Raw genomic sequence first — 23384 nt, 5'->3', positions numbered from 1 at the left:
CTCATTTCATCTACAAAAAAATTTTTGGAGGGATACATAAAATGGCAGAACGTATGGTAGGTAAACAAGCTCCACGCTTTGAAATGGAGGCAGTTCTTGCAAATAAAGAATTCGGAAAAGTGAGCCTTGAAGAAAACATGAAGAATGGTAAATGGACAGTTCTTTTCTTCTATCCAATGGATTTTACTTTCGTATGTCCGACAGAAATTACAGCAATGTCTGATCGTTACGATGAGTTCGAAGACCTTGATGCAGAGGTTATTGGTGTTTCAACTGATACAATTCACACTCACTTAGCTTGGATTAACACAAATCGTAAAGATAACGGTCTTGAACAGCTAAAATATCCTCTTGCGGCTGATACAAATCATGAAGTATCTCGTGAATATGGTGTCCTTATTGAAGAAGAGGGTATTGCTCTGCGCGGATTATTTATTATCAATCCTGAAGGTGAGCTACAATATCAAACAGTATTCCATAACAACATCGGTCGTGATGTAGATGAAACACTACGCGTTCTCCAAGCTCTCCAAACAGGTGGACTATGCCCTGCAAACTGGAAGCCAGGCCAAAAAACACTTTAATTCTACAAGTTGCTAAAAAGGTCTAACAATTGTTAGACCTTTTTACAATCGTAAAAGGAGAGAAGAAAATGAAATTACGTCAGCCTATGCCAGAACTTGTTGGTGCAAAAGAATGGTTAAATGGAAAAGTAACAAAAGAACAGCTGATTGGTGAAAAACCAACGCTAATCCACTTCTGGTCGATCAGCTGTCACTTATGTAAAGAGGCTATGCCGCAAGTAAACGAATTTCGCGATCGCTACAGTAACAAACTAAATGTCGTTGCTGTGCATATGCCTCGTTCAGAAGATGATTTAAATATCGATAAAATAAAAGATCTGGCAACAGAGCATGCTATCACACAGCCAATTTTTGTCGATAGTGATCATAAACTAACAGAAGCTTTTGAGAATCAGTATGTTCCTGCTTATTATGTATTTGATAAGAGCGGTCAGCTTCGTCATTATCAGGCCGGTGGTAGCGGTATGAAAATGCTCGAAAAACGTGTGAATCGAGTTCTTGCGGAAACTGAACAAGCGGAGTGATGCAAAGGGGCTATCCAATAGTCGATTTATTGACTGTTGGATACCCTTTTCACGTTTACCAAAGTTATCATTAATCTTGAATGATAACAGTTGCCAATTTTGCTCTTTTCGGACAGCTCCTTTTTCTAACACTTTTAAAAGAAATTTTCGTTTTTTTGAGGGTTTCTTCAAATGAGTCTTAAAGCACTGTTTTTCAAAAATAATGAGCCTTTTATCCTGTTATTTTCGAAACGGATTCTGCTCTTCATGAGAACATAAAACCTCTCTTCTTATGTAGACTTGACTAATCGTTTAAATTTTTATCAATTTTTAAATGATACTCATTCCTGTTTAATTATACTTCTTATCTTAATCATTACTGTCAAAATACTTTCGTTACAAAAGTATTTTTTGAATTTTCATCATTGCATACCATTTTTCGACAATAATAATAAAGTAGGTCAAATGACTTTAGGAACCCCTGTAAGATTCAGTCTTTCACAAAATTTAGTTCTATTTTCTTAATGGGAAATAACAGTAGAAAAATGAAAAAATAGTTGATAAAATTAGTTTGATAATCTAATATTTTTATTAGAAGGTTTATTGATTTTGATAGGAGGGGTAAAGCAGTATGTTTAATGAGAGAGAGGCATTGCGTTTACGTTTGGAACAGCTAAATGAAGCTGAGGTAAAAGTCATTAGGGAGTATCAAATTGAGCGTGACAATATATATGCAAAGTTGCGTGAATTAGATCGACCAGCCAGCTTCAATGATACAAGGAAAGATTACCGTCCAGAACGAAAAAGTGAACAACTCCCAGTTTTAGCTGAACTGGCTGCACAGGAAATGAAAAGTTACCAAAAAGTCCCACAATCATCTCAACATTTACAGAATCCACAAAAGCCAATTTCTACACTACCTGCTGGAATTCCAGAAGGTGCTACTCGGCGTAGAAGGGGTACTGCACGTCCGGGTTCAAAGGCTGCAAAATTACGTGAAGCGGCGATTAAAACGTTAAAACGTCATAATGCAGCAATTAAAAGTTCTGAACTTCAGAAAGAAATAGAAAAAGAAAGCGGACTTGAGATCCCGAATATGACAACTTTTATGCAAAGTTTAATTAAAATGTATCCCGAAGTTAAAAAACCATATCGCGGTCAATATATATTAGAGGGAGACATCTCTACAGAATCTGATCAACAATTCTAAGATTTATTTCCATAATACATGTAATCGTTAACACCCATTTTTTTCAACTGAGTACTTAGAAACTGCTTGAGGTACACGACTCAAGCAGTTTTTTGTAAAATACATAAATGCTGTACCGTCATCTGGGAACCAATTCCGCTTATTGCTTATATCGGCTGTCTTTCCTCTATATTTTAGTTTTGGAGGAGACAGTTTTTTTTATTTTCAGTCATAATAGAAGATTCTTTCTGTCGTGATTCCATTTATTTAAAAATTCTTGTCCAAAGTTTAAAATGGTATGGAAGCGGATTTTTTTCACATCCGCTATTCTCGAAAATATGTTACAACTACAATATGTAGATTGCTTTTGCGAAAGGGTGAGAATGTGAAACCCGTTCATGTTTTATTAGCTGGCGGATTATCCCGCCGTTTTGGAGAACCAAAGGCTTTTGCCTTGTGGGAAAATAAACCTTTTTATCAGTGGTGTAAACAGGCTATGGGAGGTAAAGTGGTGATTTTAAGCCATTCCGAGCTGTTAGATCGTTTCAAAAATAATGGAGAAATATCAGTAATCGAAGATATTGACCCATTTAAAGGAAAAGGGCCCTTGGCTGGAATATATACGGCTATGGAACACCAGGATGGAGATTGTTATGTCGTATTGGCCTGTGATACGCCACTTATTCGTCAAAACACAATGACTACCTTAAAGAAATCAATGTCTCTAGAAACAGATGCTGTTGTGATCGTTGCCAATGGACAGGTGCAACCGCTTGTTGCTGTTTATCATAAAAGAGTCAAGCCTGTTTTATATGAGCAGCTTTGTCAAAATGAACTAAAATTAAGCAATTTCCTTTCCCGCATTCGTGTGACATATATTCACGCTGAGACGATAGGAGCGAAGGCTAGTGAGTTTTTCAACATGAATGAAAAATCAGATCTAGAGATAATTAAAGAGGGATTTTAGGGACGAAGAAAAGTAAAAAAGAAGGAGAGGAGTTGCTATTGGATGCGTGAACGGTATTCAAGACAAACCAGATTTCAAAACATTGGAGAAGTTGGACAGGATCTCATTCGAAAAAGTCATGTTTTGATTGTCGGAGCCGGAGCACTCGGCACAGCTGCTGCCGAAGGATTGACTCGTGCCGGTGTTGGTGTTTTATCTATTATAGATCGAGATTATGTGGAATGGAGCAATTTACAAAGGCAGCAGCTTTATACGGAAAAAGACGCAGAAAACCGCTTGCCGAAAGCAATAGCAATTAAAAATCATCTTTCAAAAATAAATCGGGATGTTACACTGCATACATATGTTGCTGAAGGCAATGCCGAGATATTGCTGTCATTAATAGAAGAAGCTGATGCCGTTGTTGATGCCACGGACAATTTTGAAACCCGTATGATGATCAATGATCTGTCACAAAAATTGAACACTCCATGGGTATATGGCGCATGTGTTAGTAGCCAAGGAATGTATATGACCATTGTTCCAGGGGAAACACCTTGTCTACGATGTCTGTTTGCAGAAATTCCGATTGGTGGGGAGACATGTGATACTTCTGGCATCATTTCCCCTGCTGTACAAATGGTGTCGGCTTTTCAGCAGACTGAAATACTAAAACTTTTAACCAATCAAAACGAAGCACTCCAAACTTCGTTTGTCACATTTGATTTATGGACAAACACCCACTTTAAGATGAAAGTAACCCGGAACGAAAAGTGTTCTTCTTGCGGACAAAAGCTGTATCCAAGTCTTCAAAACTCACATCAAAAGAAAGCGGAGGTCCTCTGTGGAAGAGACACTGTTCAGATACGCAATGAAGGATTAAAACGTCTATCTAAACAGGAGTTTATTCAAAAACTAACCGGAATTGGCAAAGTAGATGCAAATGATTATCTTGTTCATGTCGTATATGAAACGTTTCGAATCGTTATTTTTCAAGATGGAAGAGCACTTGTTCATGGTACGAATGATATTAAGGAAGCAAATTCAGTGTTAGCTAGAATGATCGGTATGTAGCATGAGGAGGTTTCGTGGAATGATTGAAAAAAGAACGCCAATATCCGTTTTTGAAGCTGTTGAATCGGTTGTTCAATATCAGAAACAAGGGGAAACAGAATGGGTCCAATTGGAAGGCAGTCTGCACAGATATTTAGCTAAGGATGTCAAGGCTGATCATCATGTCCCTGCTTTCGACCGATCACCATATGACGGATTTGCCATTAGAGCTTCTGACACAGTAGACGCCACCAGAGATCATCCGCTTCAATTTGAAGTCATTGATCATATCGGAGCTGGGGCTGTTTCTCATAAACGGCTTGGTCCTTTTCAGGCAGTTCGTATCATGACGGGAGCACAAATTCCTGCCGGGGCAGATGCTGTTATCATGTTGGAGCTTGTCAAAACATATACAGAAAATGAAAAAAACTATATGGTACTGAAACGTTCAGTACAGTCTGGAGAAAACATCTCAAAAAAGGGAGAGGATGCGGAAAAAGGCTCGGTTCTTTTAACAAAAGGAACGAGAATTACGCCAGGGGTCATCGCCTTACTTGCTACATTTGGGTATGCGACAGTCCCTGTTGTAAAAAAACCGGTTATTGGTATTATTGCCACTGGTACAGAACTATTAAATGTTAGCGATCCCCTTGTTCCTGGCAAAATTCGTAACAGTAATGCTAACATGGTGATTGCGCAAGTTGAAGAAGCAGGCGGTAGACCTATCTATCTAGGGAAAATTTCCGATCAATTGAAGGAAAGTTTTACAGCGATTGAAAAAGCACTTAAACAAGTAGATTTTCTAATTACAACCGGTGGTGTCTCTGTTGGAGATTTTGATTTTTTGCCAGACATATATGAAAAACTCGGTGCAAAAGTTCTTTTTAATAAAGTAGGCATGCGTCCTGGAAGTGTTACAACGGTTGCTCAATTAAACGGAAAGTTGCTATTTGGACTGTCAGGAAACCCATCTGCTTGTTTTGTAGGGTTTGAATTATTTGTGAAGCTGTTGATTCGTCTATGGCTGCGTGATCAAAAACCATATACTTTAACGGCAAAGGCTATTCTAATGAAGAGTTTTCCTAAAGCGAACCCCTTTACCCGTTTTGTCCGTGCACACGTTTCAGTGAAAGATGGCTTTTTTCACGCTATACCTGTAGGTTTGGATAAATCGGGTGTTGTGACTTCACTTGCGATTGCAAATGGACTTATCATTTTGCCAGGTGGCACGAGGGGCTATCAAGCGGGAGAACATGTCAATGTTCTTTTATACAGAGATGAGAACGGATGTGAACAAATGTGTCCGGAGATTTTCCAATCCTGCAGATCGTAGGCTATCAAAACAGTGGTAAAACAACGTTCATGGAATTGCTGATCAAAAGGCTTGCACATCAGAACATGAAAGTCGGTTGTCTTAAACATCATGGCCATGGAGGTGAGCCTGCCTCTGCAACAAAAGGGAAGGATACGAACCGATATTTAGAGGCTGGTTCAGTGATATCCGGTGTTGAAGGTGGTGGCGTTTTTCAGCTAACAGCACGCGGAAATCTGCTGCTTGAACAACTCATACCCATCTATGAGCTATTATCAATTGACTGCCTGTTAATCGAAGGATTTAAACAAGCAGCCTATCAAAAAATCGTAATGGTCAGAGATGAAAAGGACAAGCATTTGCTCCAACAATTAGAAGGTATTATTGCTGTGATATATCGAGATCAAAAGCCGCAACTTTCGCGATTAGCTTTTCCTGTTTTTCATATCAAAGATCCAAGTGCGATCTCATTTATATTTAACTATTTAAAGGAGGAAGGCGCTTGCCGGAACGATTTAACATAACCAAGAAACCGATTGTGATCGAAGATGTCGTCAAAAAAGTTGAGTGCAGAGAGGCTGGGGCCATTACAACATTCATTGGGACAGTGAGAGAATGGACAAATCATAAGAAGACACTTTATCTAGAATATGAAGCCTATGTTCCAATGGCAGTCAACATGTTGAAGAAAATAGGCGATGAGATCAATACAAAATGGCCGGGGACAAAACTGGCAATCACCCATCGGATCGGGAGGCTTAATATTTCTGAAGCGGCCGTTGTCATCGCTGTTTCCTCTCCTCACCGAAAAGCGGCCTATGAAGCGAATGAGTACGCAATTGAAAGAATCAAACAAATTGTTCCGATTTGGAAAAAAGAGTATTGGGAAGATGGTGAGTCCTGGATTGGAGATCAGCTCCAAACAACTGCCTATCCTGAAGGGAAACCGAGCGTGACAACTGTTTCTCCTGACAGAAAAAGAGGTGACGAATTTGATTAACATTCTTTTATTTGCCGGTCTTGCAGAACAAGCTGGTACACAGAGCATTTGTTTTGATGAAGAAAAAACGACAACAGACGATATCACTTTATACTTAAAAGAAACATATCATCTTCAAGGGATAGAACGGGCAATGGTTGCAGTTAATGAGGAATATCGGAGGGGAAATCGTGAAATAAAGTCGGGTGACACCGTTGCATTTATTCCGCCAGTTAGTGGTGGATGATAAAAGAATGTTTGGCAATCGGTATTAGCATGAAGCTAATACCGATTGCTATTGTTTCTCAGATGATTTTCAAGATAAAGAAAACACCCGCGCCGTTCTTTGGAAATATTCGGTTCTATTTTTTGGATCAGATCATAGAGCTCACTAATACGGTGAACATTAAATTGGGTACGCTCCTTTAATTTCTTTTTAAGTTCTTTTGTTGTTACGATTTTTCCTTTTTGTTGTTTAATAATTTCAACGCAATGTGCTGCATAGTACTCTTTATTGGAACGTCTATGTTTTTGGATATTTCGATCTAACTCTTCTAATCTTGCATAAATGGCTTCCCTTTCCTTTCGATAATCCTTCCAGACTTTTTGTTCCAATTCAGCTAAGCGGAGAAGCTGTTTTTTTAAAGCCTCTCGATTCGACATTGAAATCAACTCCGTCACTCTAATTTGATAACATTTTCTATTATTTTACATGATTTTACTTCAAACATCAAAAAATTCCCTATAAGATTTTCGAAGTTTTTGCAATTGAGATGCCAGATAGGTGTTGTGACATGTAAAAATGAAAGTATTTCACGCCTTACATATAAGTGGAAGGAATAGGATTTGATTGATGATCATTTAATAAAGAACAGTGAACGAGAACCAAGTTTGTGAAAGTGAAGAAAACAAGTGAGTGATTCTGAAAAAACAGGAAGCATGCAACCGAGATTTAAAGTATAATAAAACTTATAGTTTGTCAGTTACACATAAATGATGAGGTAAATAGGTTGGAGGTTTTTTTACGATGGAAACGAAGTTAGAAAAAGGTTTAGACAAAAAACCCTCTGTTTTGGGGTTGTTTTTAAAACCGGGTGTGCATTTTGAACGAATGAGTAAAAAGCCAAGTATATGGCTGCCCCTCCTCATTGTCATTGTTATTAATCTAGTCGGAATTACATTAGCGAGCTTGAAGATTGATTATGAGAAACTCATGAAAACAATGCAATTACCAAAAGAGTACATAGGAAATCCTGATGCTGAGCGAGGTCTCTTTATACTTCAAATCGTAGGAAGTATTATTGGTTGCATCTTATTGATTTTGGCTGCTTCATTAATATATTGGCTCTGTGTCAAAATATCAGGTGGTACGACTACATTTACAAAAATGTTTTCTATGTCATTGTTTGTTAGCATTGTGGCAAGTTTTGCTACCCTTAGTAGGGGAATATATATCTATTTTTCAGGTCAATATATAGCAAGTAATGTTACAACACTAGCTAGTCTTATACCGTCTAAACCCCCAATTACCGGTATTTTAAGTGCAATTGAACTGTTTTCAATTTTGAGCTTTTTCTTATTGCCGATCGGTTTTGAAAAAGTCGCTGGAATGTCTAAAAAGTCTGCATGGATCAGTACGGTTGTCTTGTTCATCCTTTCAATCTTATTTTTGTAAGTGGTGCGTAAAGGAGAAGGGAATAAAGGAGATTTTGAACAAAACAGCTTCTATAGAGAAAGAATTAGTGAAACAATAAATATACTGGGTTTTTCAGAGTATATAAGTGAGAGATCCTATTACTTAAGACCGCCTTTTAGCGGTCTTTTTTAATGAAAATTAAGCTGGTTTTAAAGTTTAGTTACTAGCCTTTATGATACGATTATAAAGGTTGTAAAGATATTTTTGGAGGAATGAAAAGTGAATCAGTCGATAGAAAACCTAAAGAAGCCATCATTGTTTGGTATCATCACAAATCCAATGAAGCAGTTTGAAAGAATTAAAGAAAGACCGACGATTTGGTTGCCGTTTATGATTGTACTCGTATTATTGTCATTGTCGATTCATCTTGAAAATTCTAAAATGATTGAGCTTTTAAATGTTGATGTAGAAGCATACAGATATATGATTTTGTTTTTCCGCACTATTTTTTACTCTGTCATTTTCTTTGTGATTTGGGCTTTATTACTGTGGTTGATTGCTAAAATAGGTAATGGGAAAACGAACTTTTCCGCAATGTTTTCTTTGTCTATTTATGCAAGTTTTGTAGTTGTGATAGCAAAGTTCATTTTAAGTATCATTTTTTATTTAACAGGTTCGCTGGAAGTGCGTACATTAACATCACTTAATGGTTACATTTCAGTTGCTCAGCCTATTCAAAGTGTTTTAGGAATGATTGATATTTTTTATATCTGGACGTTCATATTAATTGCTTTTGGATTGCAGAAAATAGCTGGGGTTTCAAAGCGCGTCTCATGGATTGGTGTGGCTGTTTTGTTTGCTTTGTTATTACTATGTGGCTATTTATTAGGTATGTTTATTTTAATGATCTAGAATCGCATATGAAAGATGTAGGTTAAACATATAGTATCAGCGAACAGTCTGAATTCGAAGAATGGAACAAGATAGGAGAGGAACTGTCAAGTGAATGGAGAGTCAATAAAAAAACCATCGTTATTAGGCATCATCACAAATCCTGTCAGGCAGTTTGAGAGAATCAGGGAAAGACCAACGGTTTGGTTGCCACTCATCATCGTGATGGTATTATCTTCTCTGGCTGATTATCTTAACAGATTAAATGATCCAAAGCTTTTTAATGAAGAGCGATCTTTTGGAAGTTATTTTATACATAGTACTGTTAACTCTATTATGCTATTTGTGCTGATTACTTTCATATTATGGATGATCGCTAAATTGGGACGGGGTAAAACTAATTTCACCTGTATGTTTTCTTTATTTATTCATATATACTTTTTAACAGCAATGAAGGATCTCATAGTTGCAGTCATCAAATATTTTTCAAATACATCACCGGATTGGTTTTCGTACATATCTCTTACAGGATTCGTTCCAGCCAATAACTATTTAACGGGATTTTTAGGGATATTTGATATCTTTTTAATCTGGACGCTCATTTTATTAGCGATCGGTTTGCAAAAAACAGCCGGAGTTTCAAAAACATCTTCATGGGTTGGTATTGCAGTGTTATTTTTGATTTTACTTGTATTTTTGTTGACCATATTGGCCATTGCATTTTTGGTGGTCCAGCTATTGATGGCTATTTTAGATATCTTTGAATCGATCAACTCGCTCTTAAAACCGTTTTATACTCTTTAAAATACCATATTTTCAGTCTAAGAAAACCAAAATGATTCAGTTGTGTTAGAAGCACATTGCTTTCTACTAGGAAAAAGATGGCGTAATTTTGCCATCTTTTTTTACGGTGATCACGATAAAAAACCAGTAAGATTAGAATACCATATATTGATCCACACCATTTTATTGGTGTACAAAAGCACGCCAACAATAACAAGAATACCGCCACCAATTTTCATGAAAAGATTGGAGTACTTTAGAAAAATCTTTATTTTTCCAATGAAAAATGACATGAATAAAAATGGAATTCCAAAACCTAAAGAATAGGCTGTCACATTAATAAATGTATGAGTGGGTGTGTTAGCAGGGGATGCAATATTAGTCGATATAATTGCTCCAAAGATGGGTCCGATACAAGGCGTCCACCCGGCAGCAAAGATGATTCCGATTAACATTGAATTAAGTATTCCAATTTTCCCCCTTCTAAAAGCAAAGCGGTGTTCTTGAAGCATGAATTTTGGTTGGAAAATCCCTAATAAAAACAATCCCATGATTGTAACAAAAATTCCCCCAAGCATTCGGATTAAAGTTTGATTCTCGGCAAAAATTCTGCCGATTGAACTCGTCGAGAACCCCAACACATAAAAAATGAAGGAGAATCCTACTAAAAAGGATAATGCATGAATGCAAACAGATCTTGTGATACTGGTTGACTTATGATTCTTCAAATCGTTAACAGATATCCCTGTTATATAAGAAATAAATGAAGGATAAAGAGGTAAGCAACATGGAGAAACAAATGATAGCAAACCGCCGCCAAAAGCTAACCACCAAGTGACTTGTTCCATCATATTGACTCCTTTTCTAAAGTTATTTCGCCACTTCTATACACAACGTTACCATTACATATAATGGATTGTCTACCACAATATTAGGGGATTGTCTTAATCAGAAATGATAAGCGGTTCGTCAAAATCGATTTAGTCGGTCTTTCCTTTGTTTTAATCATAGAGTAGTTCCCCAAACTGTTCATGTACTAAACTTTCAGAAAGCACAAATATTTACAATTACATAATTTTACCAAATTACTTTTTAGAGAATGATTAAAAACGAATTAGAGAATAATCGTAATGTCACATATTTTTGCGAATTGTCATTGCTTATCTAGTTTACAAATAGAACACATCAAGTTAAGATGATAAAATGTGAAAGATTTTGATGGTTATTGAATGAATTTGAAAGATTTTTGTTGATTTTTGTCGAAATAGCGTTTACAATGACATTGTAAGCAAAATGAATGCGTTTCCAAAAAGGGGTGATTATGTGCTTACTCCTGAACGACATCAGCTCATCATTGATAAGATAGAGCAGGATGATGTCGTGAAAATTCAATATTTAATGAATTTGACAAATGCCTCTGAATCAACGATCAGAAGGGATTTGTCAACGCTTGAAGCTCGTGGATACTTAAAGCGTGTTCATGGAGGAGCATCTAAGATTTCCGATATTCGGAAAGAGCCAGATATGCTTGAGAAATCATCCAAAAACCTTCATGAAAAGAAAAAAATTGCCCAAGAAGCTGCTACATTGCTTGAAGAAGGTGATTGCATTTACCTTGATGCTGGAACGACGACATTACAAATGATCGATTTTATAGATCAAGAGAAGGATATTATCGTCGTCACGAATGGAATTATGCATATTGAGCCACTCATGAAAAAAGGAATCAAATTTTATTTATTAGGTGGCTATGTCAAGCAAAAAACAGGAGCAATTCTTGGCGGTTCTGCTTTAACGTCCATTAGCCAATATCGGTTTGATAAAAGTTTTCTCGGTGTCAATGGGGTTCATAAGGAAGCGGGCTACACCACTCCTGACCCTGATGAAGCGCTATTGAAAACGAAAGCGATTCAGCAAGCGAAACAAGCTTTTATTTTAGCTGATGCTTCAAAGTTTGGAGAGATTTCTTTTTCTGCCTTTGCAAGTTTAGACGACGCAGCTATCATTACAGCAGGATCTGGCAAACATTCATTTGATAACTATCAAGAAAAAACTGTCGTAAAGGTAGTGAAATCATGATTTATACTGTAACACTCAATCCATCGGTCGACTATATTGTCCATGTCGAATCATTTTCATTAGGCGGGTTAAATCGTTCAGCTTATGATACGAAATATCCCGGTGGCAAGGGTATTAATGTCTCAAGGGTATTAAACAGGCATGATGTCCCTTCAAAAGTTCTTGGTTTTGTTGGCGGTTTTACCGGGGACTATATTAAATCCTTTCTCGAAGAAGAGAAGCTTGAAACAGCTTTTCATGAAGTAAAGGGAGATACTAGGATCAATATCAAGTTGAAAACCGGAGATGAAACGGAGATTAACGGCCAAGGTCCTGCCATAAGTGAAGAAGATTTCTCAGTGTTTCTAGCGCAATTTTCCACGCTGAAAGAAGGGGATATTGTCGTGATGGCGGGAAGTATTCCAGCTTCATTACCACAAGATACCTATGAGAAAATTGCCGAAGCATGCAGAAAACAAAATGTCCGGGTCGTTGTGGATATTTCAGGTGAAGCACTTTTGAAAGCAGCTGAAATGAATCCACTGTTAATGAAACCGAACCACCATGAACTTGGTGAAATGTTTGAGACGACGATCAACTCTATAGAAGATGCGGTCCCATACGGAAAAAAATTGATTGAACAAGGGGCGGAAAACGCCATTGTATCAATGGCTGGTGAAGGTGCTCTTCTATTTACTAAAGATCAAGTTTATTATGCAAATACCCCGAAAGGAAAGCTTGTTAATTCTGTTGGAGCTGGCGATTCAGTTGTTGCCGGGTTTCTTGCCGGTATTCAAAAACAGCTGGATATGACAGAAGCATTTCGCTTAGGAGTCGCATCAGGTAGTGCTACAGCATTTTCGGAAGAATTAGGAACAGAAGAACTGGTCCAAAAGTTACTTCCTGAAGTTCAAATCAGAGCCATCTAAAGGAGGAAAGGTTATGAAAATAACAGAGTTACTAACGAAGCAAACAATCAAGTTAAATCTTGAGAGCAGCCAGAAAGAAAATGTTATTGATGAACTTGTAACAGTTTTGGATCAGGCTGGAAAACTGAGTGATAAAGCAGGCTATAAAGCAGCTGTTATCAATCGTGAAAAGCAAAGCTCAACAGGAATCGGTGAAGGTATTGCGATTCCTCATGCGAAAACAGCAAGTGTTAAAGAACCAGCGATTGCTTTTGGTCGTTCAACGGCAGGTGTTGATTATGAATCATTGGATGGACAGCCAAGCCATTTAGTTTTCATGATTGCTGCCACTGAAGGAGCAAATAATACCCACCTTGAAGCATTATCAAGACTGTCAACTTTATTAATGAGAGAAGAAATTCGTAAAAAACTCCTGAATGCACGAACAGAAGAAGAAATCATTGATATTATTAATCAACATGATAAAGATGATGAAGAAGAGCAGGCTGACGAGTCTAGAACGCCATCTGCAAAAGGAAAAATTCTTGCTGTTACGGCATGCCCAACAGGAATTGCCCACACATTTATGGCAGCGGATGCTTTGAAAGAAAAGGCAAAAGAACTCGGTGTGGACATTAAAGTGGAAACAAACGGTTCAGGCGGAATTAAAAACGCTCTAACAGCACAGGACATTGAAGATGCTGTGGCAATCATTGTGGCGGCGGACAAGCAAGTAGAAATGGATCGTTTCGCAGGAAAGCATGTCATCGAAGTCCCAGTAACAGCTGGAATTAGACGTCCGAAAGAACTGATTGAGAAAGCGTTAAAACAGGATGCACCAATCTATAAAGGCACAGGCGGCAAAGCAGCCAATGATGATGGAGCTGCAAAAGGCGGCGTCGGCGGCTTTTATAAACATTTGATGAGCGGTGTCAGCAACATGCTCCCATTTGTTGTCGGTGGCGGAATTTTAATTGCGATTTCGTTCTTCTGGGGAATTAAATCAGCGGATCCCAATCATCCTTCTTATAATGAATTTGCAGCTACATTGATGGATATTGGTGGCGGTAATGCCATGAAATTAATTGTTGCCGTCTTAGCCGGATTTATTGCGATGAGTATTGCAGATCGTCCAGGCTTTGCACCTGGTATGGTCGGTGGCTTTATGGCGACGCAAGGAAATGCTGGGTTCTTAGGCGGATTAATCGCTGGCTTCTTAGCAGGTTATATTATCATTCTTCTGAAAAAAATGTTTGCTGGACTTCCACAAACACTTGAAGGATTAAAACCGGTCTTAATTTATCCGCTATTTGGTATTTTCTTAACGGGCGCAATTATGCACTATGTTGTCAATCCTCCTGTCAGTAGGATTATGACTGGTATGACAAATTGGCTTGAAGCACTTGGCACAGGAAACCTTGTTTTAATGGGTATTATATTAGGCGCTATGATGGCAGTTGATATGGGTGGTCCGATCAACAAAGCAGCCTTTACATTTGGGATTGCGATGATTGATGCTGGAAACTTTGGACCGCATGCGGCCATTATGGCAGGTGGTATGGTTCCACCGCTTGGTATCGCACTTGCAACAACATTCTTTAGAAACAAATTCACAAAACGTGATCGTGAAGCAGGGATTACTTGCTACTTTATGGGCGCATCATTTATTACCGAAGGTGCGATTCCATTTGCGGCGGCTGATCCGGCTCGGGTTCTTCCGGCATGTATTATCGGTTCAGCAGTTGGTGGTGGTTTGTCTCAACTTTTCAATGTCACACTTCCTGCACCGCACGGTGGATTGTTTGTTATCTTTACAACAAATCACGCGTTCTTATATATTCTCAGTATTTTGATCGGATCTGTTGTCACTGCTCTCATTCTGGGCATATTGAAAAAGCCGGTTCCGAAAGAAGCATAAACAGTGTGAAGTGTCGCTTGTGCGGCACTTCTTTTTTATGAGCAGTTTCAAAATTATGTATTCATCTATCACATATGATAAAGTATAAGAAAGTCGATTGTTTAGATTTGACAGACTTTTTTAGGAGGAAGAATATTGACTGAGCAAAAGTCCGCCAAAAAAAAGAGTTCTCTGTTTGAATGGGTCAAAGCCATTATCATTGCCATTGTCTTGGCCATTGTGATCCGTATCTTTTTATTTGAACCGTATTTAGTGGAAGGGACATCGATGGATCCGACATTACATGATGGTGAACGATTATTCGTTTATAAAACGGTGAAATACATTGGTGAATTTAACCGGGGGGATATCGTGATTATCGATGGGGATGAAAAAAATGTTCATTATGTAAAACGTCTCATCGGTCTACCACATGAAACAGTGCAAGTGAAAAATGATACACTTTATATTAACGGAAAAAAAGTAGCCGAGCCATATCTTTCAGAGAAGCGTAAAGAAGTTGACGGTATACTGACACATGATTTCGGACCTGTAAAAGTGCCTGAAGGCAAGTATTTTGTTATGGGTGATAATCGTCAAAGATCAATGGATAGTCGGAACGGACTGGGGATGATTGATAAAGATCGAGTGGCTGGGACATCACAATTTGTGTTTTTTCCGTTAAATGAAATTCGTAAAACAGACTGAAAATGCCTGATGTCCATTTGGACAAACAGGCATTTTATCATCGGGATGATAGTGAGTACAGTACGACGATAAACAGCACAGTTATAAATACTGATGCTGTAATGAGTAGAACGCTGTACAAAATCCGGATTTCCGAGGCCTCTTTTCCCCGCTTTGTCAGAAATTGCTTTGCCGCAAGATGTACAAATGTGTAAATCATCGCAAAACCAAGATAAAGGCCAAGATCTCGAGCAGAAAAACCGGTCACTGCAACATAAACCCCGGCAAAAAAAATAAACATACAGTATTCTGTCAAAGTGATAAGCTTCATATTTTCCTCCGTCTAATGGTCCGTTTTTTCTCCAAACATTACTTTTTTATAATATATCTTTTGGAGCCATCCTACAAGAAGGCCGAAACCAATTAAAAGACAGGAAAAGATAAGGAATTCTATTGTCCACATATAAAAGCCTTTGAATAGACCGATTGACATTGTTGATATCACCATGGCAAATGAAATGAAGAACGCCTGCCACGGTCTGTTGTTCACCCATTTTCTAATATCTGGATCATCTTTTAAATTCATTTTCCCACCCTCCATTCTTCATTAATTGTAACATATTGTCATCATTAAAATACAAAAAATGATTTTAATTAATGACAAAGCAAGGCGTTTCTCTTCCGGAATATTCGTGTTATACTTCTTTAAGAAGTATAATGATGGAGGATATATAATGATAGCTGTAAGTAATGTTAGCTTGCGGTTTGCGGACCGGAAGCTATTTGAAGATGTTAACATTAAATTTACACCGGGAAACTGTTACGGTTTGATTGGTGCAAATGGAGCAGGTAAATCAACGTTCTTGAAAATTTTATCTGGTGAAATTGAGCCTCAGACAGGCGATGTTCATATGAGTCCTGGCGAACGTCTAGCCGTCCTGAAGCAAAACCATTTCGAGTATGAAGAATTTGAAGTATTAAAAGTTGTGATCATGGGACATAAGCGTCTATATGAAGTGATGCAAGAAAAAGACGCGATTTACATGAAGGCTGATTTTTCAGATGAAGACGGTATTCGTGCGGCTGAGCTTGAAGGAGAATTTGCGGAATTGAACGGTTGGGAAGCGGAAGGAGAAGCCGCGATTTTACTGAAAGGGCTAGGAATTTCCGAAGATCTTCATGAAAAGAAAATGGCAGATTTAGGCGGAGCTGAAAAAGTCAAAGTTTTGCTTGCTCAAGCGCTGTTTGGAAAACCAGATGTTCTTCTCTTGGATGAGCCGACAAACCACTTAGATATTCAAGCGATTCAATGGCTTGAAGAGTTTTTAATCAACTTTGAGAATACTGTAATCGTTGTCTCGCATGATCGTCACTTTTTAAATAAAGTGTGTACGCATATTGCTGATTTAGATTTTAATAAAATTCAGATTTATGTCGGAAACTATGATTTCTGGTATGAATCAAGCCAGCTTGCACTAAAAATGGCACAGGAAGCCAATAAGAAAAAAGAAGAGCAAGTTAAACAGTTGCAAGAGTTTGTCGCCAGATTTAGTGCAAATGCTTCAAAGTCAAAACAGGCAACCTCAAGGAAAAAGTTGCTTGAAAAAATCACAATTGATGATATAAAGCCATCATCACGAAAATATCCGTATGTCAACTTTTCCCCAGAACGTGAGATTGGTAATGATGTGCTTGTCGTTCAGGATCTTTCGAAAACAATTGATGGTGTAAAAGTGCTTGATTCAGTGAGTTTTATGATGAATAAAGATGATAAAATCGCATTTACAGGGCGGAACGAACTCGCAATGACAACGCTTTTTAAAATTTTGGCAGGGGAGATGGAGCCCGACAGTGGAACATTTAAATGGGGTGTAACAACTTCTCAGGCATTTTTCCCGAAAGATAACAGCGAATTTTTTGAGAACAGTGAGCTAAATCTTGTTGATTGGCTTCGCCAGTTTTCACCAAATGACCAAAGTGAAAGTTTTCTTCGCGGATTTTTAGGGCGAATGTTGTTTTCAGGAGAAGAAGTGTTGAAAAAAGCAAGTGTCCTTTCAGGAGGAGAAAAAGTCCGCTGTATGCTTTCGAAAATGATGCTTTCTGGAGCGAATGTTTTAATGTTGGATGAACCGACAAACCATTTGGATCTTGAATCAATTACAGCATTAAATAATGGCTTGATCAGTTTTAAAGGAGCCATGCTATTTACTTCTCACGATCATCAGTTTGTTCATACGATTGCCAACCGGATCATTGAGATAACGCCAAACGGTATCGTTGATAAACAAATGAGTTATGATGAGTTTTTACAAGATCAGACAGTCCAAAAAAAATTGACTGAATTATATGGTTGAGCAAGTGTAATAAAAGCTAGTCGACAAAGTCGTGAAAAAACCGGCTTAATCGACTAGCTTTTGTAATCTAAATTTTGAAGGTTTTAAATAGCCCATTCACCGTTTCGGAAGATGGGTTCTTTTTTTCCGTCAGCCGTTATTCCATCAATATCCATCTCTCCAGAACCAATCATAAAATCAACATGGGTAATACTTTGATTCAAACCGCTTTGAGCAAGTTCTTCACGAGTCATTTGTTTCCCGCCTTCAATATTAAAGGCATATGAACTTCCAATGGCGAGGTGATTTGAAGCATTTTCATCAAACAATGTGTTATAGAATAAAATATTGGATTGGGAAATTGGTGAATTGTGAGCTACTAAGGCAACTTCACCTAAATAATGTGAGCCCTCATCTGTTTCAATCAATTCTTTTAAAATGTTCTCACCATGCTCAGCCTTTACATCAGTAATCCTTCCGTTTTCAAACGTCAATGTAAAGTTTTCAATGATGTTTCCGGCATAGCTCAATGGTTTTGTGCTTGAAACCGTTCCATTCACTCCATCTTTTTTCGGAGCGGTGAATACTTCTTCTGTCGGCATATTGGCCATGAAATGAACACCTTTATCATTGGTGCTACCGGCTCCAACCCACAGGTGTTTTTCTGGGAGCTCGATGGTCAAATCAGTTCCTTTTGCTTGATAGTGAAGAGTTTGAAAATGTTTTTCGTTTAACAAACGGACTTTTTCAGAAAGTGCTTGGTCATGTTCTTTCCATGCTTGAACAGGGTCTTTCTGATCTACACGGGTTGTTTTAAAAATTTCATCCCAAAGTTTGTTAACTGCCTCTGTTTCGCTTAACTCCGGAAAAACTTTTTTCGCCCAACTAGGTGAAGGTGCAGCGACAACCGTCCAGCTGACTTTATCAGTTTGAATAGCTTGTTTGTATGTATAGAGTGCTTTCCCAGTTGTTTTTTGCTGTGTAGCAATCCGTTTTGTATCAATTCCTTTCAAAAGATCAGGGCTTGAGGAGACAACAGAAATAAAGGCAGCGCCTTCCTTCGCAAGTGTTTCAAGCCCTTTCGCTTCCCATTCAGGATACTCTTCAAAGCTTTCAGAAGGGGCAAGTTCATATTTCAACCTTGTCACAACATCATCCTGCCAACGGACTGTTACATGTTTTGCACCTCTTTGATATGCGTTTTTCACAAGGAGACGGGCAAAATCGCAAACTTCTGTTGAGACATTGATCACGACTTGTTGTCCTTTTTGAACATTTACACCGACTTCTGTGACGAGCTCTGCATATTTGTTTAAATGATTGGTAAATGTATTCATCTGCAAAACCTCCTTCAGTATCTTAAACATCATATCAAATATTAGCTGGAAAAGAAAAAAAGACGCAGCTTTTGGCTGCCGCCTTGTTTAGCGATTGATTTTGCCGGTTTGATCTGCAGGGGGGGTCGGCATATTAGCCAGTGATATACTGATCCCCCCGAGAATAATACTGCTCAAAATCATCGTGATAGCCACACGTCTCCCTAGATCTCTCAGCATGTTTTTCCTCCTTATCATTCCTCCATTTTTCACAATATGAAGGAAATGTCTAAAAAAGACGTATATTTTAAATTACTTAGCAACTTTCCGTAATTTATCAATGACTTCAAGAGAACGGCCTGTACCAATCACAACCGATTCTAACGGACTTGAAGCGATGTGTACCGGAACCACGATTTCTTGCATGAGCCATTCTTGTATACCGTTTAAAAGTGCTCCTCCACCTGTCAAAATGACACCGCGGTCAACAATATCTCCGCTGAGTTCTGGAGGACAGTCTTCAAGCGTAGCTCTAATTGCTTCAAGCATCTGAAGAAGCGATTCGCGCATAGCTTCCTGGATTTCAATTGATTGCAGTGTAATCGTTTTGGGTAAACCGGTCACAAGATCACGACCTCTGATTTCCATCGATTTCGTTTCATGTTTAATTAAAGCATACCCTATATTCATCTTGATTTCTTCTGCGGTTTGATCACCAATTAATAAATTATATTTTTTTCTTACAAACATGATAATATCTTCATCAAGTTGGTCACCGCCGATTCGAATGGAATGGCAGGATACAACACCACCGAAAGAAATAATCGCTACTTCTGTAGTGCCTCCTCCAATATCTACAACAACATTTGCAATTGGTTCATCAACGGGTAGATCTGCTCCGATTGCAGCAGCTAAAGGTTCTTCAATTAAATGAACATGTTTGGCTCCACAGTTTTTAACAGCATCGCTGATCGCTCGTCTTTCAACGGCGGTAGATCCTGATGGAGTACAGACGACAACACTCGGTTTTCTAAAAGTATGTCCAATATTTTTACTGGCTTTCTTCATAATCTGTTTTAAGAGGTCTGTTGTCATTTCATAATCAGCGATAACGCCGTCTTTCATTGGCCTTATCACCGCAATTTTATTCGGCGTCTTACCAATCATGCTTTTCGCATCAGTTCCTACTGCCAACACGTTTTTTGTTGCCTTGTCAACGGCGACAACTGATGGTTCATTAAAAACGATACCTTTGCTTTTACTGTAAACTAATATGTTTGCAGTACCTAAATCAATTCCGATTTCAGTAGTTTGAAACATGATTTCCACCCTATCTCTATTTTAAATTTTTTGGAAAAACGAAATGTTTTTTCATGCTGAAAAAGAACTCCATTTAGATTATCTCAAAAAAAACTCTATTTTTGGGGGTTTGTGACGTTTTGAAAAAAATTTGTAAAACGATAGACTCATATTTACAACATAAAAAACATTTTATTTTTTATGACGTGAATTTTTTGTTAAAGAATAGCTTAAACAGGGAAACTTTTTTTAATAGTTGTACGTCTATCGTTATGCTAAGAATAATATCTTAGAATAGATATAAATATAGGAAGAAGGCGAAAGTTTTGAAAGCAATTGGAGTTGTAAGAAAAGTAGATGAACTCGGTCGGATCGTGATGCCGATTGAGCTAAGGAGAGCACTAGGGATAGCGATCAAGGACAGTATTGAGTTCTTTGTCGATGAAGATAAAATTGTAATGAAGAAGTATAAACCGCATGGAGTTTGTCTGATGACAGGAGAAATTACGTCAGAAAACCACGAATACACGAATGGAAAAATAACACTGAGTCCTGAAGGTGCCAAATTGTTGCTAGAGGAAATTCAAGCAACACTAAACCAAACGAAAGCATAATGATGTCCCCTGCCTTTCATCGGGCAGGGTTTTTTAATAGAATAGAATCCAAGACGCTTTCATCTAGGTATAAAAAACTCCTCCAGATGTGACAACATGAGAACACGGAAGAGTTGTAATTGCGTGAAGAAAATCAATAAAAATTTAGGAATATTCCGTACATTATGAGCAACCCGGTCTAAGATGAATGTATCTACATGAGTGATTTATATGCAAATGTGAGCTATGATTATCAAAAATTTTTTTGTGAAAACAAGATCTCTTTAAACAACCTCTAAAAAGATGACGTAAACAATGTTACAATTAACTGAGAAACACGAGTGGCAGGTGGGGGAATGAAAAGATATCAAGGGCGGATCATTGCGACCTTGTTAGCAATGACCTTTATCATGTTTTGGAATTATTTATTTTATGGGATACTAGGTAATAAAATTAATTGGCCTGTTGATGTACTGTTTACAATGGTGACATTGATCAGTGTCTGGTGGCTAACTCTTTATATTGATGAATCAAATCAGCTCGTTCATAAGCTGAAGGAAAGTGAGAAAAAATATAAAGAACTCTCAGATGAAACAAAACGAATTATGGATAATCTTCAGGAAATTGTGTTCCAGACAGACAAAAAAGGAATCATTACTTTTTTAAATCAACCATGGACCACTTTGACGGGCTATAGTATTGAAGAAAGTCTTGGAACAATGTATAACGACTATTTTGATCAGGAGGAGCGAGTCACAAATCATCTCGTTTCTCATTTAGAAAACAAAGAGTCTGAAGGTAGAATTGAAGTGATGTATCATCGTAAAAGTGGCAGTAAATTTTGGGGTGAAGTTCACTATAAGTTATATTATAAAAATGGTCAATTCATTGGGAGTTTAGGGACACTGACAGATGTAACAGAACGTAAGAAAACTGAAATGGAACTGTTTAAATCAAACCAGCGATTGGCTATGCAGTCACAAAAGCTTGCGATGGCAGGGCAACTTGCTGCTGGAATTGCTCATGAGGTCAGAAATCCACTGACAAGTGTTAATGGTTTCTTACAGTTAATGAAATCAGAGTACCCTGACAGAAGCGATTATTTTGATATTATTTTTTCTGAAATTAAACGGATTGATTCTGTGTTAGGTGAACTGCTTGTTTTAGCAAAACCTCATCAGGTAAAGTTTAAAAAAGTCAACATTCATTCGGTGCTTGAGCAGGTCATCACCTTGCTTGAAACAAATGCCGTTCTTTCCCATATCAAACTTGAAAAATGGTTTCATACAGATGAGAATTTGCAAGTGAATGGTGATGAAAACCAAATTAAGCAAGTGTTTATCAATTTAATTAAGAATGGGATTGAAGCGATGCCTGATGGCGGGAAAATCACGATTTCTACGAAAAAGGAAGGAAACTATGCAAAAATAAGTTTTAAGGATGAAGGAACTGGAATAGCACAGGATCATTTAAAAAAACTTGGCAAGCCTTTCTTTTCAACAAAGAAAGAAGGAACAGGGCTGGGATTAACTATTTGTTTTAATATTATTGGCGCTCATCATGGTGAAATGAAGATTGACAGTGAATTGGGCAAGGGTAGTACATTTCATATTTTGCTACCACTTAGAAATACAGAGTGTTGCCCTCAAACGATATCATGAAAAAAAGAGGAAAAATATTTTTTCGTGTGATAGAATTTGTTAAAGATTGATCCATGGAGGAATTACCGATGAAAAAAGAATTTGCAGTAATTGGGCTTGGCCGGTTTGGTGGAAGTATTTGTAAGGCGCTAAGTGAAGAAGGACTTGAGGTCATGGCGATCGATAAAGACGAAGATCGTGTGAATGAATATGCAAAAATTGCTTCACATGCTGTGATAGGAGATACAACGGATGAATCTGTGCTTAAAAATCTCGGGCTGCGTAATTTTGACCATGTTATCGTAGCCATTGGTGAAAATATTCAAGCAAGCATTTTAACTACAATTATATTGAAAGAACTCGGGGTTAAAATGATTACGGTTAAAGCTCAAAATGATTATCATGAAAAGGTGCTTTCGAAGATTGGAGCTGATCGAATCGTTCATCCAGAACATGAAATGGGGAAACGGATAGCCCATAATATTGTGTCAAACAATGTCCTGGATTATCTTGAATTATCTGATGAACACAGCATTGTGGAGATCGTTGCAAATAGCAAATTAGCAGGTAATACATTGCTTGATCTTGATATTCGTGCACGATATGGAATCAATATTGTTGCTATCAAACGCGGAAAAGATGTCATCGTTTCTCCGCTTGCTACAGAAGAAATTCAAAAAGAAGACGTATTAATTGTGATTGGTTCTATTCCTGATATCACAAGATTTGAAAAAAAAGTCCTGCAGCATTAATATTAAAATCGACCCGTAAGCAAGT

Annotated in this window: 27 protein-coding genes; 20 read left to right on the top strand and 7 right to left on the bottom strand. The window is 37.8% G+C overall.

Annotated elements, in window-relative coordinates; translation table 11 throughout:
- The first annotated feature begins 41 nt into the window (after positions 1-41).
- The 9 genes from ahpA to moaD all read left to right on the top strand — a co-directional run bounded on the left by ahpA (position 42) and on the right by moaD (position 6813).
- Positions 42-584 carry a biofilm-specific peroxidase AhpA gene (gene ahpA, locus PDT38_RS05015; RefSeq protein WP_270799459.1) on the top strand — a complete coding sequence of 181 codons (543 nt, stop codon included), beginning with the start codon at positions 42-44 and terminating at the stop codon, positions 582-584.
- A gap of 68 nt (positions 585-652) precedes the next feature.
- On the top strand, positions 653-1108 hold the full coding sequence (locus PDT38_RS05010; RefSeq protein ID WP_270799457.1) for a TlpA family protein disulfide reductase: 456 nt from the start codon (positions 653-655) through the stop codon (positions 1106-1108).
- A 610-nt stretch (positions 1109-1718) separates the two neighbouring features.
- A complete protein-coding gene (gene rok, locus PDT38_RS05005; RefSeq protein ID WP_270799455.1) occupies positions 1719-2297 on the top strand; it encodes a transcriptional regulator Rok in 579 nt (192 codons plus the stop codon).
- 364 nt (positions 2298-2661) lie between these two features.
- Positions 2662-3243 (top strand): molybdenum cofactor guanylyltransferase, encoded by a 582-nt coding sequence (mobA, locus tag PDT38_RS05000; protein WP_270799453.1) that lies wholly within the window; start codon positions 2662-2664, stop codon positions 3241-3243.
- Positions 3244-3285: 42 nt separating this feature from the next.
- Complete coding sequence (locus tag PDT38_RS04995) at positions 3286-4296, top strand: MoeB/ThiF family adenylyltransferase (protein WP_270799452.1); 1011 nt, start codon at positions 3286-3288, stop codon at positions 4294-4296.
- 19 nt (positions 4297-4315) lie between these two features.
- Entirely contained in the window at positions 4316-5608 is a 1293-nt protein-coding gene (locus PDT38_RS04990; protein ID WP_270799451.1) for a molybdopterin molybdotransferase MoeA, read from the top strand.
- Positions 5575-6111, top strand: coding sequence for a molybdopterin-guanine dinucleotide biosynthesis protein B (gene mobB, locus PDT38_RS04985; RefSeq protein ID WP_270799450.1), 537 nt, complete (start codon positions 5575-5577; stop codon positions 6109-6111). The genes PDT38_RS04990 and mobB overlap by 34 nt, the downstream gene beginning before the upstream one ends.
- Complete coding sequence (locus tag PDT38_RS04980; protein WP_270799449.1) at positions 6090-6587, top strand: molybdenum cofactor biosynthesis protein MoaE; 498 nt, start codon at positions 6090-6092, stop codon at positions 6585-6587. The genes mobB and PDT38_RS04980 overlap by 22 nt, the downstream gene beginning before the upstream one ends.
- Positions 6580-6813 (top strand): molybdopterin converting factor subunit 1, encoded by a 234-nt coding sequence (gene moaD, locus PDT38_RS04975; protein ID WP_270799448.1) that lies wholly within the window; start codon positions 6580-6582, stop codon positions 6811-6813. Before PDT38_RS04980 ends, moaD begins: the two co-directional genes overlap by 8 nt.
- Positions 6814-6848: 35 nt before the next feature.
- Here moaD and PDT38_RS04970 read toward each other — a convergent pair whose 3' ends face one another.
- Entirely contained in the window at positions 6849-7229 is a 381-nt protein-coding gene (locus PDT38_RS04970) for a Rok-like winged helix domain-containing protein (protein WP_270799447.1), read from the bottom strand.
- Between the two features lie 364 nt (positions 7230-7593).
- Here PDT38_RS04970 and PDT38_RS04965 point away from each other — a divergent pair, with 364 nt between their 5' ends.
- The 3 genes from PDT38_RS04965 to PDT38_RS04955 all read left to right on the top strand — a co-directional run bounded on the left by PDT38_RS04965 (position 7594) and on the right by PDT38_RS04955 (position 9897).
- The gene (locus PDT38_RS04965) at positions 7594-8241 is read left to right on the top strand and encodes a Yip1 family protein (RefSeq protein WP_270799446.1); all 648 of its coding nucleotides are present in this window, start codon (positions 7594-7596) and stop codon (positions 8239-8241) included.
- A 240-nt stretch (positions 8242-8481) separates the two neighbouring features.
- A complete protein-coding gene (locus tag PDT38_RS04960; protein ID WP_270799444.1) occupies positions 8482-9114 on the top strand; it encodes a YIP1 family protein in 633 nt (210 codons plus the stop codon).
- Positions 9115-9204: 90 nt separating this feature from the next.
- On the top strand, positions 9205-9897 hold the full coding sequence (locus tag PDT38_RS04955; RefSeq protein WP_270799443.1) for a YIP1 family protein: 693 nt from the start codon (positions 9205-9207) through the stop codon (positions 9895-9897).
- Positions 9898-10007: 110 nt separating this feature from the next.
- Here the strand turns inward: PDT38_RS04955 and PDT38_RS04950 are convergent, their stop codons facing one another.
- Entirely contained in the window at positions 10008-10724 is a 717-nt protein-coding gene (locus PDT38_RS04950) for a cytochrome c biogenesis CcdA family protein (RefSeq protein WP_270799442.1), read from the bottom strand.
- A 475-nt stretch (positions 10725-11199) separates the two neighbouring features.
- Here PDT38_RS04950 and PDT38_RS04945 point away from each other — a divergent pair, with 475 nt between their 5' ends.
- The 4 genes from PDT38_RS04945 (at position 11200) to lepB (ending at position 15447) form a co-directional block, all read left to right on the top strand.
- Complete coding sequence (locus PDT38_RS04945) at positions 11200-11955, top strand: DeoR/GlpR family DNA-binding transcription regulator (RefSeq protein ID WP_270799441.1); 756 nt, start codon at positions 11200-11202, stop codon at positions 11953-11955.
- Complete coding sequence (gene pfkB, locus PDT38_RS04940) at positions 11952-12863, top strand: 1-phosphofructokinase (protein WP_270799440.1); 912 nt, start codon at positions 11952-11954, stop codon at positions 12861-12863. Before PDT38_RS04945 ends, pfkB begins: the two co-directional genes overlap by 4 nt.
- A 13-nt stretch (positions 12864-12876) precedes the next feature.
- Positions 12877-14760, top strand: a complete 1884-nt coding sequence (locus PDT38_RS04935) for a PTS fructose transporter subunit IIABC (protein ID WP_270799438.1) — start codon at positions 12877-12879, stop codon at positions 14758-14760.
- 135 nt (positions 14761-14895) lie between these two features.
- Positions 14896-15447: a signal peptidase I gene (gene lepB, locus PDT38_RS04930; protein ID WP_270799436.1), complete on the top strand. Its 552-nt coding sequence runs from the start codon at positions 14896-14898 to the stop codon at positions 15445-15447.
- Between the two features lie 37 nt (positions 15448-15484).
- Here the strand turns inward: lepB and PDT38_RS04925 are convergent, their stop codons facing one another.
- Together PDT38_RS04925 and PDT38_RS04920 are read right to left on the bottom strand one after the other, a co-directional pair.
- Positions 15485-15757, bottom strand: coding sequence for a hypothetical protein (locus PDT38_RS04925; protein ID WP_270799434.1), 273 nt, complete (start codon positions 15755-15757; stop codon positions 15485-15487).
- A 12-nt stretch (positions 15758-15769) separates the two neighbouring features.
- Positions 15770-16012 carry a hypothetical protein gene (locus tag PDT38_RS04920; RefSeq protein ID WP_172294536.1) on the bottom strand — a complete coding sequence of 81 codons (243 nt, stop codon included), beginning with the start codon at positions 16010-16012 and terminating at the stop codon, positions 15770-15772.
- Between the two features lie 148 nt (positions 16013-16160).
- Here PDT38_RS04920 and PDT38_RS04915 point away from each other — a divergent pair, with 148 nt between their 5' ends.
- The gene (locus tag PDT38_RS04915) at positions 16161-17780 is read left to right on the top strand and encodes an ABC-F family ATP-binding cassette domain-containing protein (RefSeq protein WP_270799432.1); all 1620 of its coding nucleotides are present in this window, start codon (positions 16161-16163) and stop codon (positions 17778-17780) included.
- Positions 17781-17863: 83 nt separating this feature from the next.
- Here PDT38_RS04915 and PDT38_RS04910 read toward each other — a convergent pair whose 3' ends face one another.
- The 3 genes from PDT38_RS04910 to mreBH all read right to left on the bottom strand — a co-directional run bounded on the left by PDT38_RS04910 (position 17864) and on the right by mreBH (position 20395).
- A complete protein-coding gene (locus PDT38_RS04910; protein WP_270799430.1) occupies positions 17864-19096 on the bottom strand; it encodes an aminopeptidase in 1233 nt (410 codons plus the stop codon).
- Between the two features lie 87 nt (positions 19097-19183).
- On the bottom strand, positions 19184-19315 hold the full coding sequence (locus PDT38_RS04905) for a protein YkpC (protein WP_270799429.1): 132 nt from the start codon (positions 19313-19315) through the stop codon (positions 19184-19186).
- Between the two features lie 72 nt (positions 19316-19387).
- On the bottom strand, positions 19388-20395 hold the full coding sequence (mreBH, locus tag PDT38_RS04900) for a rod-share determining protein MreBH (RefSeq protein ID WP_270799428.1): 1008 nt from the start codon (positions 20393-20395) through the stop codon (positions 19388-19390).
- 305 nt (positions 20396-20700) lie between these two features.
- Here mreBH and PDT38_RS04895 point away from each other — a divergent pair, with 305 nt between their 5' ends.
- From PDT38_RS04895 to PDT38_RS04885, 3 genes are all read left to right on the top strand, one after another.
- Positions 20701-20988: an AbrB/MazE/SpoVT family DNA-binding domain-containing protein gene (locus tag PDT38_RS04895; protein ID WP_270799426.1), complete on the top strand. Its 288-nt coding sequence runs from the start codon at positions 20701-20703 to the stop codon at positions 20986-20988.
- A 335-nt stretch (positions 20989-21323) separates the two neighbouring features.
- Positions 21324-22628, top strand: coding sequence for an ATP-binding protein (locus PDT38_RS04890; protein ID WP_270799424.1), 1305 nt, complete (start codon positions 21324-21326; stop codon positions 22626-22628).
- Positions 22629-22696: 68 nt separating this feature from the next.
- On the top strand, positions 22697-23359 hold the full coding sequence (locus PDT38_RS04885; protein WP_270799422.1) for a potassium channel family protein: 663 nt from the start codon (positions 22697-22699) through the stop codon (positions 23357-23359).
- Positions 23360-23384 lie beyond the last annotated feature (25 nt).

The sequence above is a fragment of the Bacillus changyiensis genome (assembly GCF_027706145.1).
Classification (GTDB): Bacteria; Bacillota; Bacilli; order Bacillales; family Bacillaceae; genus Bacillus; species Bacillus changyiensis.
Note: the sequence above shows the minus strand (reverse complement) of the source record. Positions and strands in the feature narration are given on the sequence as shown.

Bases quoted from the DNA above. Each gene is read 5' to 3' on its own strand.
- PDT38_RS04970 (WP_270799447.1), bottom strand. From the start codon at position 7,229: ATGTCGAATCGAGAGGCTTTAAAAAAACAGCTTCTCCGCTTAGCTGAA.
- PDT38_RS04925 (WP_270799434.1), bottom strand. From the start codon at position 15,757: ATGAAGCTTATCACTTTGACAGAATACTGTATGTTTATTTTTTTTGCC.
- PDT38_RS04915 (WP_270799432.1), top strand. From the start codon at position 16,161: ATGATAGCTGTAAGTAATGTTAGCTTGCGGTTTGCGGACCGGAAGCTA.
- PDT38_RS04935 (WP_270799438.1), top strand. From the start codon at position 12,877: ATGAAAATAACAGAGTTACTAACGAAGCAAACAATCAAGTTAAATCTT.
- ahpA (WP_270799459.1), top strand. From the start codon at position 42: ATGGCAGAACGTATGGTAGGTAAACAAGCTCCACGCTTTGAAATGGAG.
- PDT38_RS04885 (WP_270799422.1), top strand. From the start codon at position 22,697: ATGAAAAAAGAATTTGCAGTAATTGGGCTTGGCCGGTTTGGTGGAAGT.
- PDT38_RS04995 (WP_270799452.1), top strand. From the start codon at position 3,286: ATGCGTGAACGGTATTCAAGACAAACCAGATTTCAAAACATTGGAGAA.
- pfkB (WP_270799440.1), top strand. From the start codon at position 11,952: ATGATTTATACTGTAACACTCAATCCATCGGTCGACTATATTGTCCAT.
- PDT38_RS04905 (WP_270799429.1), bottom strand. From the start codon at position 19,315: ATGCTGAGAGATCTAGGGAGACGTGTGGCTATCACGATGATTTTGAGC.
- mreBH (WP_270799428.1), bottom strand. From the start codon at position 20,395: ATGTTTCAAACTACTGAAATCGGAATTGATTTAGGTACTGCAAACATA.
- PDT38_RS04890 (WP_270799424.1), top strand. From the start codon at position 21,324: ATGAAAAGATATCAAGGGCGGATCATTGCGACCTTGTTAGCAATGACC.
- PDT38_RS05010 (WP_270799457.1), top strand. From the start codon at position 653: ATGAAATTACGTCAGCCTATGCCAGAACTTGTTGGTGCAAAAGAATGG.
- PDT38_RS04965 (WP_270799446.1), top strand. From the start codon at position 7,594: ATGGAAACGAAGTTAGAAAAAGGTTTAGACAAAAAACCCTCTGTTTTG.
- rok (WP_270799455.1), top strand. From the start codon at position 1,719: ATGTTTAATGAGAGAGAGGCATTGCGTTTACGTTTGGAACAGCTAAAT.
- PDT38_RS04920 (WP_172294536.1), bottom strand. From the start codon at position 16,012: ATGAATTTAAAAGATGATCCAGATATTAGAAAATGGGTGAACAACAGA.
- PDT38_RS04990 (WP_270799451.1), top strand. From the start codon at position 4,316: ATGATTGAAAAAAGAACGCCAATATCCGTTTTTGAAGCTGTTGAATCG.
- PDT38_RS04910 (WP_270799430.1), bottom strand. From the start codon at position 19,096: ATGAATACATTTACCAATCATTTAAACAAATATGCAGAGCTCGTCACA.
- PDT38_RS04950 (WP_270799442.1), bottom strand. From the start codon at position 10,724: ATGGAACAAGTCACTTGGTGGTTAGCTTTTGGCGGCGGTTTGCTATCA.